At 61.8% G+C, this 14,221-nt stretch carries 12 protein-coding genes; 4 read left to right on the top strand and 8 right to left on the bottom strand.

Annotation, left to right across the window (positions count from 1 at the left end; genetic code table 11):
- The first annotated feature begins 5 nt into the window (after window positions 1-5).
- From WIMU1_RS06180 to WIMU1_RS06170, 3 genes are all read left to right on the top strand, one after another.
- Window positions 6-743: a TetR/AcrR family transcriptional regulator gene (locus WIMU1_RS06180; protein ID WP_062795517.1), complete on the top strand. Its 738-nt coding sequence runs from the start codon at window positions 6-8 to the stop codon at window positions 741-743.
- A gap of 280 nt (window positions 744-1,023) precedes the next feature.
- Window positions 1,024-1,530, top strand: a complete 507-nt coding sequence (locus tag WIMU1_RS06175; RefSeq protein WP_062795516.1) for a hypothetical protein — start codon at window positions 1,024-1,026, stop codon at window positions 1,528-1,530.
- Window positions 1,531-1,571: 41 nt separating this feature from the next.
- A complete protein-coding gene (locus tag WIMU1_RS06170; RefSeq protein WP_147431414.1) occupies window positions 1,572-2,027 on the top strand; it encodes a hypothetical protein in 456 nt (151 codons plus the stop codon).
- A gap of 2,168 nt (window positions 2,028-4,195) precedes the next feature.
- Here WIMU1_RS06170 and WIMU1_RS06150 read toward each other — a convergent pair.
- From WIMU1_RS06150 to WIMU1_RS06120, 7 genes are all read right to left on the bottom strand, one after another.
- On the bottom strand, window positions 4,196-4,729 hold the full coding sequence (locus WIMU1_RS06150) for a hypothetical protein (protein ID WP_157366787.1): 534 nt from the start codon (window positions 4,727-4,729) through the stop codon (window positions 4,196-4,198).
- Window positions 4,730-4,837: 108 nt separating this feature from the next.
- Window positions 4,838-5,413: an LppA family lipoprotein gene (locus WIMU1_RS06145; protein WP_147431416.1), complete on the bottom strand. Its 576-nt coding sequence runs from the start codon at window positions 5,411-5,413 to the stop codon at window positions 4,838-4,840.
- Between the two features lie 294 nt (window positions 5,414-5,707).
- Complete coding sequence (locus WIMU1_RS26120; RefSeq protein WP_147431417.1) at window positions 5,708-6,229, bottom strand: hypothetical protein; 522 nt, start codon at window positions 6,227-6,229, stop codon at window positions 5,708-5,710.
- A 2-nt stretch (window positions 6,230-6,231) separates the two neighbouring features.
- Window positions 6,232-7,998 (bottom strand): alpha/beta hydrolase, encoded by a 1,767-nt coding sequence (locus WIMU1_RS06135; RefSeq protein ID WP_255283865.1) that lies wholly within the window; start codon window positions 7,996-7,998, stop codon window positions 6,232-6,234.
- Between the two features lie 119 nt (window positions 7,999-8,117).
- Window positions 8,118-8,375: a hypothetical protein gene (locus tag WIMU1_RS06130; RefSeq protein ID WP_147431418.1), complete on the bottom strand. Its 258-nt coding sequence runs from the start codon at window positions 8,373-8,375 to the stop codon at window positions 8,118-8,120.
- Between the two features lie 333 nt (window positions 8,376-8,708).
- Window positions 8,709-10,091 carry an aspartate aminotransferase family protein gene (locus tag WIMU1_RS06125; RefSeq protein WP_062795506.1) on the bottom strand — a complete coding sequence of 461 codons (1,383 nt, stop codon included), beginning with the start codon at window positions 10,089-10,091 and terminating at the stop codon, window positions 8,709-8,711.
- A 15-nt stretch (window positions 10,092-10,106) separates the two neighbouring features.
- Window positions 10,107-11,633 (bottom strand): CoA-acylating methylmalonate-semialdehyde dehydrogenase, encoded by a 1,527-nt coding sequence (locus WIMU1_RS06120; protein ID WP_174548699.1) that lies wholly within the window; start codon window positions 11,631-11,633, stop codon window positions 10,107-10,109.
- A gap of 109 nt (window positions 11,634-11,742) precedes the next feature.
- Between WIMU1_RS06120 and WIMU1_RS06115 the strand changes: the two genes are divergently transcribed.
- Complete coding sequence (locus tag WIMU1_RS06115) at window positions 11,743-13,350, top strand: PucR family transcriptional regulator (RefSeq protein WP_062795505.1); 1,608 nt, start codon at window positions 11,743-11,745, stop codon at window positions 13,348-13,350.
- A gap of 5 nt (window positions 13,351-13,355) precedes the next feature.
- On the opposite strand, the gene WIMU1_RS06110 is transcribed toward WIMU1_RS06115, so the two are convergent.
- A complete protein-coding gene (locus tag WIMU1_RS06110; protein ID WP_062795504.1) occupies window positions 13,356-14,195 on the bottom strand; it encodes an enoyl-CoA hydratase-related protein in 840 nt (279 codons plus the stop codon).
- Window positions 14,196-14,221 lie beyond the last annotated feature (26 nt).

Genomic DNA, 14,221 nt, shown 5'->3' with positions numbered 1-14,221 from the left:
CGCTCATGACCAAGTCGACGCCGGACGGGACACCGTCGACCGCGACCGGGAAGCCGGGCGTGCGCAGTAACTCGCGCCGGGAACTGGTGGAGCGCGAGATCATGGAGCAGGCCACCCGGCTCTTCGCCGAGAAGGGACTGGCCAGCACCACGTTGCAGGACATCGCTGACGCCACCGGCCTGACCCGTCCGGCGATGTACCACTACGTCAAGAACAAGGACGAGTTGTTCGCCCGTCTAGTCAGTGAGATCGCCGAGGAACCGGCGGTACTACTGCACGACATCAACCAACGCACCGACCTCGACCCGGCCGCCAAGATCCGCGAGATGGCGATGTCGATTGCTCTGCACCAGATGCAGACTCAAGACCGCTTCCGGTTGCTGATCCGTTCCGAGGCCGAGCTGCCGCCGGCGTTGGCCGAAACATATCGCCAGAGCCGTCGTCGGGTGTTGCGGGAGATGACCACTGCGATGAACGAGGGAATCGCAGCCGGGGTGTTCCGCGCGGCCGATCCCCGCGTTGCGGCACTCGGCATCATCGGAATGCTGAACTGGATCGCCTGGTGGCATCACCCCGGAGACACCGACGACGACCGCAACACCGCCCAGCAACTCGCGGACATGGCCGTCAGCTCCGTTCTCGAACCCGACGCCGATGAAACAGAACCCGGGCCTGATCGCATCATTGCGAGGATGCGGCAGAACTTGGACTATTTGGAACAGTCGCTGCGGGTTGAGGAGTGAGTCGATGCCGTCACAGCCTGCCGACAGGTGACTTCCTGCCCAGTTGTGACGGCTGAAGCCCGCAACCGGTCGGGCCGTCTTCGCGTCTAAGACGCTGGGTACACTCGACCCGCGGTGGGGACCGCGATCAAGTTGGCCGCGAGGGCGGTTGTGTAAACGGGGGGAACGATGACACCAAAACCGACAGGTCCGGCTCCGGCCCGCTCGGCAGCTGCGGAGACAATCGGCGGGTTGGGCCCTTCTCCCGTTGCTGAAGTATTCAGAAACGGGAAGCGAATCCATGTCGGGTAAACACCGGCTGATTTACGGGGCGTGCACATCGCTGCTCTCGGCGATAACGATTGCGTCGACAGGTGGATGTTCGCTGAATGGTCAAGAGCAGGAAGCTCAGGGTGCCATCAAGTCGGAAGCTGAAGCTCGAAAGGTGGTCACCGACAACGTACGGTCAGTCTTCCCGGGGCATACCGTCATTGCGCCGCAGCACGCAACTCTTACACCGTGCACCAACTTCGACGAGAACGCGATCGGCCTTGGTCCACCGTGGATCGTCAGCGCAACTGAGTATCTTCCACGTCCGGAACAGATCGCCGAGGCAGTCCGACGGGTAGGCACCCTTGTCGAGCGTGGGTACCGATTGCAGCCGAGAGGCCCGCTGCCGAGTTATCCCGAACAGCGCGTCTACAAGGATGACCGTGGCTACACCATCGGCATTTCGGCCTCGAAGCTCCCCGATCGCGTCGATTTCACCGTGTACTCAAAAAGTTCCTGCACGATCGACAAGCCTTGACGAGGTATCGCGTGTCGCAACGAATGCATGACGCTGTGTTCTTGACCGGTGCGCTGGTGATGGTGGGGTGTTCTCCGAACGAAGCGCCTGAAGATGGTCAGGGGGCAATCCGATCGGAGGCGGAAGCTCGACTGGTCGTGACTGAGAACGTTCGCGCAATGACCCCGTACGACATCAACATCACCCCCCAAAACGCGACCATGACCCCCTGTGGCGACAACTTCGATGTGGCGATCGGCGAGGGTCCACCTTGGAGTGTCGGCGCCTCAGGAAACTCCGACGGGCCCCATGAGATTTCGGGGGCGATCCGGCAGGTAGACGCCCTTGCAGAGTCTGGCTATCGACTGCAACCGACGGGTCCCCTTCCGACCCTGCCAGAACAGCGCGTCTACAAAGACGACCGCGGCTACACCATCGGCATATCGGCGTCTGAACTCTCCGACGGAATAGCTTTCGAAGTGTTCTCGAAGAGTCCATGCACGATCGACCAGCCCTGAGAGGACCACGATCCCACAACACGATACCGACTGCGGCCACGGCCTCGTGAATACAGCTTCACGGGTATCAAACTGGCGGAATGGTTTTCGATCCTGGCGGCAACAGCGGTACTGAAATGACAGAGAGGCCAATATGTTTCGGACCGATTGGGCGCGGTCACTGGCGGTGACGTCACCATCTTTGTCAAACACAGCAGTGACAAAACCCGGTCTTGGGCCGACGATCAATGCTGAGTAAAGATCACGCTCCCACTGCCGGTTTGGTCGTGTCACTGGTCGCAACCGCAGTCATGTCGATCGCGGCAGGATGCGCGCCTCCCAAGTCCGTCGACGAAAACTCCGAAACGGTTCGATCCGAAGCCGAGGCACGGAAGGTTGTAACGGACAATGTACGACTGATGGCGCCGTACGACATCAAAATCGCCCCTGGCAGTGCGAGTCTCACACCGTGTGGCAACTTCGACGAGAATGCTATCGGTGAGGGCCCTCCCTGGAGCGTGAGCGCATCCCGTCTTCTCAGCGGGCCGGAAGAAGTTTCGGCCGCCGTCCGTCGCGTCGATACACTCGCCGAGTCCGGCTATAGGCTCCTCCCGTCAGGTCCACTTCCGACGTAACCCGAGGAACGTGTCTACGAGGATGATCGTGGCTACTCCATCGGTATCTCAGCGACGAAGCTACAGTCGCGAGTTGAGTTCGACCTCTTCTCTGCGAGTCCCTGCACGATCGACTTGCCGTAGTTGAGTGCCACCTTCGCTAGCCCTACCGCCGAACCGACGCGGTCTTATCCGAATCGAGTGCTGTCGCAGGCGTGCTCCGCATGGAACCGTCTGCGCTGCCAATGCGTCGAAGCTGACGTCAGCAACTGGCGCGGTTACTGCAACGAAGTCGATGAGGAAGTTGCCATGGACAGAAAGTTCGGACCCCTAATCGCCGCCGACGTGATGGCGATCGAACCGTTTCTCGGCTCCGTTACCACGAAACTCACACCACCATGAGTCCTCTGGGCGTTAGCCCCAGCAACAGTTCGTCGCGTTCGTTCACGCCCATAGTGGCCTTAGCGACCGGCCTGGCCTTGAGCGTCCTGGTACGGATCGCGAACGAATGGGGCGACGAAGTCGTACTAGTCCTTTCAGCGTCTGTTTTATGCCTATTATTCTTGATCGCTGGCGGACTGAAGGCGGTTCGCGTCGCAGCTTCCAACTCCCTCGTCATAGCATGCTGGGCGGTTGCCCTTCCTGCATTCATCGCCTTTTGTTTCGCCGGGATATTCACGATCAGAGCACATTCGTGACGTCAACTGATCTCGTTTCGTTTCGCCGCGACGACCCCCTCACCAAATCACTCGGCATTGTCATCGGTGTGTTGATTTTGTTGGTCGGTATAGTGACCTACGGCGTCCTACTAATCCTCTTCGCCTTCACGTCATTTCTCTTGTTATCACGCCGGTGGGCCTCGTTTGGGTGGGCCATACTCAGTGGGACACTAGTCGGCGTCGGATTCGCCGCCGGCAGCCTAGCGATGAATGCAGTGTGGTGAATAGACCGCCAGGTATTCGGTTCAAAGGTCCTCATTTCCACCCGCGGTGGTTCTCCATGGCTAGTGACCATGAACTTCAAACGGAGGACGGCCGAGATGCCCAGCACAACTTCGGCGCGTACCGGATGCAAACGACGACCTACGTCAGGCTCTTTTTCATTAGCTATCGCTGTCGCGGCGTTTTGGGTGTCGACGATAATTGGTTGGCGAGTCGTTCAGAATCCCGCTACCACGGCCGCTCTCATGGAGGGTTCGGATGCTGGCACCATGCTGGCCCTTGCCACCGTGGCTGCGATTTGCTGCGCCATCGGCGCTGCCTCTGCCACAACGGCGTTCATCTTAGGACCCACACGAGTTCGATTCTGGACCCGTTTGACGACAGCGCTCTTCGGCGTCCCCAGCGGCGTCGTAGCCACTACCGCCATCACTATCTTGATCTGACGACACAATCTCGAAATGGACGGACCTACCTCTGACAACCGAGCGCCGAAGGGCGAACGCGCCTAGTCACCAGTCGTGGTTTCGGTCACCGAGGTTTACAGTCATCGAGGGAAGGCCTGCAGGCCAAGGTGTTAATCAAGTACGCGCGGGTTTCAAGGGCGTCGGCTACGCGATGACTTCCTTTCGCCGCATCACTCGTATTGGTTGTCTCCGTCAAATCGAATGCACGGCGAGACTGAGATCAGTTCGTACAACCGGCTGCCATCAGATGCAGTGTCAAGTCGAAGTGAGACGAAGAAGCCAACGTCGTTCTCGGCCCTCTTGTTTGCTGAAGAACTTCCCGGGATTTTCTGGATCAGCGCATAGCCCCGGCCTTCTAGCGCAGCGAACCCGCGATGGATCCGGTCGGTCTCGAGCGCGTCCGGCTCGGTGAGCGTCGTCTCCACACGCATGCTCCATGGGGGCCCAGTCGCGAGACTGTTCTTGCCAGTTGCGCACCCAGTCATGTTCGGTGGCGGGGACAGAGGCTCTTCGGGGAATGGATAGTCGGGGTCCCATTCCGGAAGCACTTCGTGCATGTTGACGTTGACGGTTCGCCAGGCTAGCTCCCGGGGAATCTCGCGAACCTCCGGTTCCGCGCCGTTGTAGTCATAGCACCCGCTGACAAGGCCAGCCAGCAGCAAACCTGCCAGCGAGACGCGCGGACCTTTTCGCGCCACAGTCACCTCCACCGCATTCGGCGAATGGCATAACCCATGGCCAACGCCCATACCGTCCGGGCGTCGGCGCCCTTCACGGCGGCCCCTGCTGCCCCGGAACACCGAGCGCCTTGATCACTTGTCAACCGTTTTCATGCGACCCACGAGGCGACATGGCGTCGTCATTGAGATCAGCGCGGCCTCACGGCTACCGAAAGTGAGCTGAGCACCATCGGCACCACTGAAACGGACGTCTCGATTCGCTGACACGTTCTGATGAACTGTAATTTTCGAGAGCCCGACTTCACCGGCGAGATCCCGGACGACCTCGAGACTTGCCGACCACTTGTCGTCAGGAATCGGTATTGACGAGACGAGCATTGTTGTCGACATCACAAAGCCATCGCTCTCGGCGAGCTTCCCTGGGCAACTCATCTTGCCAACACTCTGCCCCTCCTCCCATGTGACTCCAGGGAAGACATGTTTGACCGCTTCGGCGATCTGCCTAGTGAGGATCTCGAACTCGGCCGCCACCTGCTCCAGGGTCGCCAGTTGCTGCAGCCGCGCGTTCATCTCGCCTACACGGGCCTCAGACACAGCCGGGTCATCGCTCAACTCGCCTGCCTTCTTCGTCGCCGCACATCCTGGTAGCGCAAGCAGCAGTGCACACCACACCGACAAAACCCGAACGGTCATTCCCCAGCGCTTCACCAGTCCCCCTACGACCTCAGCTCGGTTCACTCTCGTTACCACCCCCGCTCACAGAAACCACACCTGGTTAGTTTGAAGCTCGCGCAAAGCCGACAACAGTGAGCGAACCCGTTGCGTCAGCTGCAGTCAGGACACCAGATGCCGGTAAGCAACAGTGAGCGCGGCATCAAGGGCGGCCAGCGCTCGCGCGCCTCGCCGTCGTTCGCCGCGCATTAGTGCGCCTCGTGGATCCGGCCAGCGTCGCAAAAGGCAACAGTCCGTTCGACTTACAGACCGAAGGCCGTCTGGCATTGGTCAGTTGTACTGATCGTCTCCTTCAAACGTGATGCAGGATGAGGACGAGACCAGCTCATACGACCGGGCGCCGTCTTGTTCGACGTCAACCCAGAGCTGCACTGCATAACCAGCGTCATTCTCGATCCACTTGTTCTCGGGATGAAGTTTTGTCGGATTGTCGAAATATGAATAGTTGCGAGCTTCTAGCGCAGCAAAACCCTTGCTGATTTCTTCAATTTCGACAGGGGTGGGCTCCAGCAAACTCTGAGCGACCCGCAAACTCCAGGGAGGCCCTGACGCCAGACTGTTCTTCCCGGTCGTGCACCCGGTCATGTTAGGCGGAGGCGACAATGGGTTCTCGGGGAACGGGTAATTGGGATCCCACGAGGGAACGACTTGATGAAGGTTACTGTTTATGACCCGCCATGCTTCGTCGCGTGGAATGTCGCGAGTTTGACCCTCAGCGTCGTTATCGCCATAGCATCCGGCCAGAAGGAGAATCGCAGCAACAGCCATTGAAACCACCGGACGGATTTTCATGATCACCACGGTAGCTGCAGTGGAACGTCAGGCAATGGTCCCGGCAGGTCGATATCTCCATCGAGCGGATCCAGGAGCGGCCCTAATGGCGTTACCCCCACCACTTCCTCAGCGACATCCCACGCCGGATCAGTCGGCCGATCGGGTTGACGTTCTACGTAGGGAGTCGGGTCACCACCGGTAACGACTTCGACCATGTTCCGAAAGCCTCCAGATTCACGATCATCCCAGTAACCACCGTGCCCACGTCCACCCTCCACGGGCCCTGGTAGGTATTCCCTGTTGTAACCGCTGTAGTCACCGGTGTCGAGCCGGGTTACGCCCGGCATGCTGTCCGGGTCGCCCCCGTGAGGACTCCCTGGCATCGACTGAATGTACTGAATCGGGTCACCTGGGGCAGTCAACGAGAACCGTTCGACATTGGGGTTGGCGTTCTGCCATTCTCCGTCGAAGACTCCAGTTCCCGCCGATGACGCGTAGATGACCCGGTCTGCGTTGAGGCCGAGCTGTTCCGCACTCCCGACCGCCGACCCGCCGTACGAGTGCCCGATGAATGTGGTTTTCGCGTCCGGTGCGTGCACAGCAATCTCAGCGTCGAGCTCCCGTCCGAAGCTCACCAAGCGAGGTGCCATGTCTCGGGCAAACTGAGGATCTGCGGCCGAACCTTCGATCGAGTCTGAAATACCTGGGATGCCGCCGGCGATGAAGCCACCCACTGCGCCGGGAAGGCCGAGCGGGCCGCCGGCCACCAGTGAAGGGATTGCGCCTGTCAGGCCGCCCTTACCTGCATCGACAAGTCCTTCGTGGCCCATACTTTGCGGTAGGTCACCGTCCATATAGACGAACACCGGGCCGTTCGTCTTGTGGGCCAGATTCCAGGCAGCGGACGTATTGGTGTTGCTACCGTTCAGATTTGACCCCGTTCCGGGTACGTACACAGTGGCGTTCTTGGTATCCGATGTGAGGCCTCCGATCATCTCGACATACCGGCCGTTCTCCGTGTTCTCGAAAGAGATGAGCTGTCGCTCGACCTTACGATCCTCGGCGGTGCGATCTGTCTTTTCTTTTCTGTCCGTGGTCTGTGCTGGATCGTTTTGTTGGCGAAGCAGCTCGCGAAGCATTTCGACCCGATTATTCCTGCCTGGTACATCGTTGCCGGCCTGAACCTCGTTGCTTATGGCGTTGCGAATGTTGATCTCGTTTGCAACTCCCCGTACCGCGAACGGAACACCATTCGTATTGCCCATGAAGACTGGGTCGGCCTGTACAAGTCGCCGGACATCCTGTTCGCTCATGCCAGCGAGGAACGCACGCCGCTCAGCTTCAGACATGTCGCGAAGTCTGGCGATCACCGCGTCACCGTCCATCCTGGTGCCGTCCGGCAGAACCACGTCGGGTTGGCCATTGACCATCGCGGCGAGATCACCCTGTAGCGCCTCGATTCGGGTTCCGTAGTCTTCGTCGAGCGTGTCAATCGTAGTCAACCCGCGCTGGATATGGCTCTCATAGTTGTCCGCGACTTCCTTCTTGGCCTTGTCGGGATGTGTGACCTCACCGGCGTCAGAGACGGCACAACCGTCGTGCAACGCGCCGTCGACTTGTCCGAGAACGAATGTGCGGGAATGCGCCAAATCGTGCGCGGCGTCTTTCGTCTCATCCGCGATCTGCTGCAGCACATTACGCACTTCGTTGGCGTGGTCTTGCTCCTCCTTGACCTTGTCTTGGGCGGCGAACCTGGTCTTGCCTGACCACTGTGTGTTGGCGTACATGGCGCGAACAACCGCGTCCACGGCCCCGTCGAGCGCAGTTGCGTTGTCCTGGGCCGTGGTGCCGGCATCGGTCAGCTCACCAGGATTCCAGCCGCGTAGCTGGGAGATTGTCGGACGCATCAGCGCGGCGTCAACCTGGTGAAGGAATCGGCAGTGGTGCGATCGTTCTCACTGGACGACACCGTGAAGGTTCGCAGACTCTCACCAAGCGTCGTCAGTCTGCCGCCGATCGACTCGGTTGCGTTGGTCGCGGCAACACTGCTCGCCACAACCGCAGCGAAGGTTCGTGATCCCGAGCCACTGGCACACGCCATGCCAGAGAAATCGAGACCGTTTACAACGACGCCCTGTTGCTGCCACGTGCTTGCGGTCGCCATGACCTCCGCCGGACTGATACTGAACGTCTCGCTGACATCGTTCGGAGCCACCCCTACCCCCAGACTTATCCGCGCCGAGCGCGTTTACTTACGCTCGGTCTTCACGAAATGCGGATGACCGAACGACTCCCCCGGTCGGAAATGGTACATCGCAGGCCTGACGGTCGCTCGCGGTGCAGTACGCCACTCGACGGGCCGCGTCGGACCCTCGGCAGCGCATCACGCCCCCACTCGCAACGTCAGTCACACCTCGCTCACAAAACCCGAGTTTGCTCGGTCCGTAGACCGAGCAAACCCGAGAACAGTGAGCAAATGCGTCGCGTCAGCGGACGGTCAGGACACCACGTGCCGGTCGGCAACAGCGAGCGCGGCATCGAGGATGGCCAGGCCCTCGCGCACCTCGTCGTCGCTCACCGTGCACGGCGGCACCGCGTGGATCCGGTTGAAGTTCGCAAAAGGCAACAGCCCGTTCGACTTACAGGCAGCGATCACCTCGTTCATGGCAGTGCTGGTACCGCCATACGGCGCCATCGGCTCACGCGTGACCGGGTTGGCCACCAACTCGATGGCCCAGAACACTCCGAGCCCTCGTACTTCGCCGACCGACGGGTGACGGGCAGCCAAGTCCCGCAGTCCCGGTCCGAGAACGTCGGTACCGATACGGGCAGCATTCTGGACGATCTTCTCGTCTTCCATCGCGTTGATGGTGGCGACCGCTGCCGCCGTGGCGAGCGGATGGCCGGAGTACGTCAGGCCGCCCGGGTACGGTCGGTCGGCGAAGGTCGCGGCGATGGCGTCGCTGATGGCAACCCCGCCGAGCGGGACATACCCGGAGTTCACGCCTTTGGCGAAGGTGATGAGATCCGGGATGACGTTGAAGTTGTCGATGGCGAACCACTGACCGGTCCGTCCGAACCCGGCCATCACCTCGTCGGCGATGTACATGATCCCGTAGCGGTCGCAGATCTCACGGACGCCCGCCAGATATCCCGGTGGCGGCACCATGATTCCAGCGGTCCCGGGCACCGACTCGAGGATGATCGCCGCTATCGAAGCGGGACCTTCCATGGCGATCAATCGGTCCAGATGCTCGAGCGCGCGGTCACACTCCTCCTGCTCATCAGCGGAGTGAAATGTGGAGCGATACAGGAACGGCCCGTCGAAATGGACTGTGCCACTGGTGCCGTAGTCGTTGGGCCAACGCCGGGGATCGCCGGTCAGATTGATCGCGGTGTCGGTACCGCCGTGGTAGGAGCGGTAGCGCGAGAGCACCTTGTATCGCCCGGTGTGCAGTCGCGCCATGCGCACCGCATGCTCCACCGCATCGGCACCACCGTTGGTGAAGAACACGCGGTTGAGGTCGCCGGGTGTTCGCTCGGCGATCAGCCGTGCAGCCTCGGACCGTGCCGAGTTGACGTGCTGTGGCGCGACGGTGCACAGCTTCGCCGCCTGTTCGGCAATCGCGGCAACAACTTTCGGATGCTGGTGTCCGATGTTGGTGTTGACCAGCTGCGAGGAGAAGTCGAGCAACCGGTTGCCTTTGCCATCCCAGATGAACGAGCCCTGCGCGGCGACAATTGTCATCGGGTCGATCTTGGCTTGCGCCGACCACGAATGGAACACGTGTGCGCGATCGAGTTCGTACGCACGTCGACCCTCGGCCAGTGCCGAATCGGTGTCCTGGCCACTGGGAAGAGTGGAAGCTACTGCAGTCATGGGAAACTCCGTGCGTCAGTTGTTCTGCGGGAAGCCTAGATTGATGCCGCCGTGGCTCGGGTCGAGCCAGCGTGTGGTGACCACCTTGGCGCGGGTGTAGAAGTGCACGCCTTCGGTGCCGTGGGCGTGAGTGTCGCCGAACAGCGAGTTCTTCCAGCCGCCGAAGCTGTAGTACGCGGTGGGCACCGGGATCGGAACATTGATGCCCACCATGCCGACCTCGATCTCGTTCTGGAACCGACGTGCCGCGCCACCATCATTGGTGAAGATGGCGGTGCCGTTGCCGAACGGCCCGGAGTTCACCAGATCGATGGCCTCGTCGTAGGTGTCCACACGAACAACGGACAGGACGGGGCCGAAGATCTCGTCGGTGTACACGCTCATGTCGGTGGTCACGTGGTCGATGAGCGTTGGGCCGAGCCAGAATCCGCCCTCGCCGCCGTCGGCCTGCACCTGGCGTCCGTCGACCACGATGGTGGCGCCGTCGGATTCACCTGCATCGACGTAGGAGGCAACCTTGTCGCGATGGGCCTTGGTGACCAGCGGCCCCATGTCGGTGCCGCGTGTGCCGTCGCCGATCTTCAGGCCCACGGTGCGCTCGGCGATCTTCGCCACGAGCTCATCGGCAATACCGCCGACGGCGACGAGCGCGGAGATGGCCATACACCGCTCCCCCGCCGAGCCGAAGCCGGCATTCACCATGGCGTCGGCCGCCAGATCGAGATCTGCATCAGGAAGAACGATGGCGTGGTTCTTGGCGCCGCCTAGCGCCTGCACACGCTTGCCGTGCGCTGTTGCCGTCGAATACACGTACTGCGCAATGGGAGTGGAGCCGACGAACGAAATGGCTTTGACCGCAGGATTGGTCAGCAATTCGTCGACCGCGACCTTGTCGCCCTGCAGCACGTTGAACACGCCCGCCGGCAGACCTGCCTCGGCCCACAGTTCCGCGAGCCACAACGCAGCCGACGGGTCCTTCTCACTCGGCTTGAGCACCACGGTGTTTCCCGCGGCGATGGCGATCGGGAAGAACCACATCGGGACCATGGCCGGGAAATTGAACGGGGAGATGATGCCGACCGGTCCGAGCGGCTGACGAAGCGAGGCGACATCAACCTTGGTCGAGGCGTTCTCGGTGATACCGCCCTTGAGCAGATGGGCGATGCCACAAGCGAACTCGACGACTTCCTGACCACGGCTGATCTCGCCGAGCGCATCACTGACCACCTTGCCGTGTTCGGCAGTGATGATCTCGGCCAGCTCGCCCTTACGGGCGTTCAACAACTCGCGGAAGGCGAACAGCACCGACGTGCGCTTGGCCAATGAAGTGTCTCGCCACTGCGGAAATGCCGCTCGCGCAGAATCGATCACCGCACGGGCGTCGTCGACATCCGCCAGCGCCACGTTCCCGGTGACCTCACCGGTCGCGGGATTGGTGACCGGAGCAGAGCGGTCGGCCGCGCCGGCGAAGGCTTGGCCCCCACTCCAATGGCCAATGGTCGACGCGGTGGTGGCAGGTTTGTCGGCAACGGTCTGCGTCACGGGGGTCCTATCGTCAAAGGGACTTCTCTGGTTCCAGCATCCACGCTGACCAGCCCCGGTAGGGCCGACAGTATGTATGTTGTGACCGCGATTGCCTTACACTGTGTCAATGCAGCCGACGGTCGCGGACATCCTCGCACTTCCAGTGGTGCAGGCCGGGCAGCCCGAACTGGTCTCCGACGGCTCCCTTGATGTGCCGGTCCGCTGGGTGCACGTCAGCGACCTCGCCGACCTGTCCGATCTGCTCGAGGGCGGCGAGCTGGTACTCACCACCGGCCGCGCGCTGACCGACACGCCCACGCGGGACACCTACCTCCACGGCCTGGCCGCGGCCGGCGCGGTCGGACTGATCATCGAGCTGGGCGTCCATATCGATGAGGTGCCGAGATCGGTCATCGAGGCCGGCCGCTCACTCGCCTTCCCTGTCATCGCGCTGCATCGACAGATCCGGTTCGTGCAGCTCACCGAGCAGGTGCACCGCACCATCGTCGCCGATCAGTACGGTGAACTGGAGTTCGCCCGCAGCGCTCACGAGACCTTCACCGATCTCAGCATGCGTCGTGCGACTGTGGACGAAATCGTCACGGCCGCAGCGCACATGCTCGGGTCACCGGTGGTACTCGAAGATCTGAACCGGCAGGTTGTCGCCTTCTCCGGCACCGAGCCCGCAACACTGTTGGCCGACTGGGACCGGCGATCCCGCCTGACCCCCGAGGTCGGCGCCCAGCGCGACGCCGACCCCGACGCTTGGCTGGCCCGGCCCGTGGGCGCGCATCCCCAGACCTGGGGCCGGTTGGTCGTGCCGCAGACGCACGATGCCGACAACCGGTCGGTTGTCATCGTCGAACGAGCCGCTCAGGCGATCGCCCTCAACCGGATGACCGAGCAAGACCGCAGCTCACTCGAACTACGTGCACAGGGTGGCTTGATAGACGACCTGCGGCACAACCGCATTCGCACCGAGGCAGAAGCAACCGCCAGGGCCTTCGCGCTGGGGCTTCGACGCAGCCGCGCCTACATCGCGATGACCATCCGACTCCGTGATGCCGGTGGCGCCGACCAGGTGCTGGTGCAACAACACCGAGCCCGCATCCTCGACTCGGTCACGCACACGATCAAGGTCACACGGCACACCGCACTCACCACGGCATCCGAGGGCGGGCGACGTATCGATGTCCTGCTCGCCCAACGGCACACCGCTTCAGCCACCCAACGTCTCGAACACATGACCAACGTGTGCGTCTCGATCCGGCAGACCATCATGCGGGTCGAAGGCGTGATGAGATGCGTGATCGGTGTCGGCCCCGAATCGACCCAGATCACCGATGCAGCAATAGGTTTCGACGAATCCGGTCACGTTGCCGACGTCGCGCTCGCCCTCCCCGACGACCGCCCGTTCCACCGATCATCCGACACCCGCCTTCGTGGACTGGTCGCCTTGATCCGCGACGATCCGCGCGTGCAAGCTTTTGCTGAAACGGAACTGCGGGGACTGCTCGAACACCGCGCCAAACACGGTGACGAACTGTTCGCGCTACTGCGTCGCTACCTCGACCTCGGCGGCAACAAAGCCGAACTCGCCAAATCGCTGAAGCTTTCGCGGCCTACCCTCTATGCGCGCCTGGACACGCTGTCGCGCCTACTCGGCGTCGACATCAACGACGCCGAGTCGCGCACGTCGCTCCACGCAGCACTGATGATCATCGACCCGTCGTGAGTGGTTCACCCGAGGAGATCCGGCAGTCCGTCGGACACCTTCATCGGGAACTCCGGCGCGCGCTTCTCAAGGAATGAGTTCACGCCCTCGCGAACGTCGTCGGAGGTACCGCGAACGAAGATCGCCTTCGACTCGGCGCGATGAGCGACCTCCGGGCTCTCCGCACCGAGCATCGCCCACATCAACTGACGAGTCAGCGCCACCGAGACGGGAGCGGTACCCGTGACCAGATTCGTCGCGACCTCGATGGCCCGGTCCAAGACTTGATCCACTGGCACCACCTCACGGACCAGCCCTCGTTCCAGCGCCTCTGCGGCCGAGACCATCTTGCCGCCCATCGCCCACTCCAAAGCTGTTGAGATACCCACGATGCGGGGCAGGAACCAGTTCGAACAGGCTTCGGGCACCAACCCGCGACGCACGAACACAAAGCCGAATTTGGCTGTCTCCGAGGCGATTCGAATGTCCGCCGGCAAACTCATCGTCACTCCGACACCGGCCGCCGGGCCGTTGATGGCCGCGACCACAGGCTTGGTGGACCGATAGATCCTCAGACTCACCCGGCCGCCCTCATCGGGCGGGGCCTCGCCGCTGCCGCCGTCGTCGAGAACAAAGGTGTCGCCCCCACCGCCGAGGTCGGCTCCGGCGCAGAACGCCCGTCCCCTGCCGGTGATGACCACTGCGCGAATCGAATCGTCGGCATCACATTGGTCGAACACGTCGATCATCTGACGATGCATCTCGCTGGTGAAGGCGTTGAGCCGATCCGGGCGGTTCAGCCAGACGAGCGCGATCTCACCCCGGCGCTCCAATTCGACAACGGGTTCCGACTTCGCCTCTGCCACAGCAGCTCCTCAGATCGCCTCACGAC

It is taken from the genome of Williamsia muralis NBRC 105860 (genome assembly GCF_001598915.1).
GTDB lineage: Bacteria > Actinomycetota > Actinomycetes > Mycobacteriales > Mycobacteriaceae > Williamsia > Williamsia muralis.
Note: the sequence above shows the minus strand (reverse complement) of the source record. Positions and strands in the feature narration are given on the sequence as shown.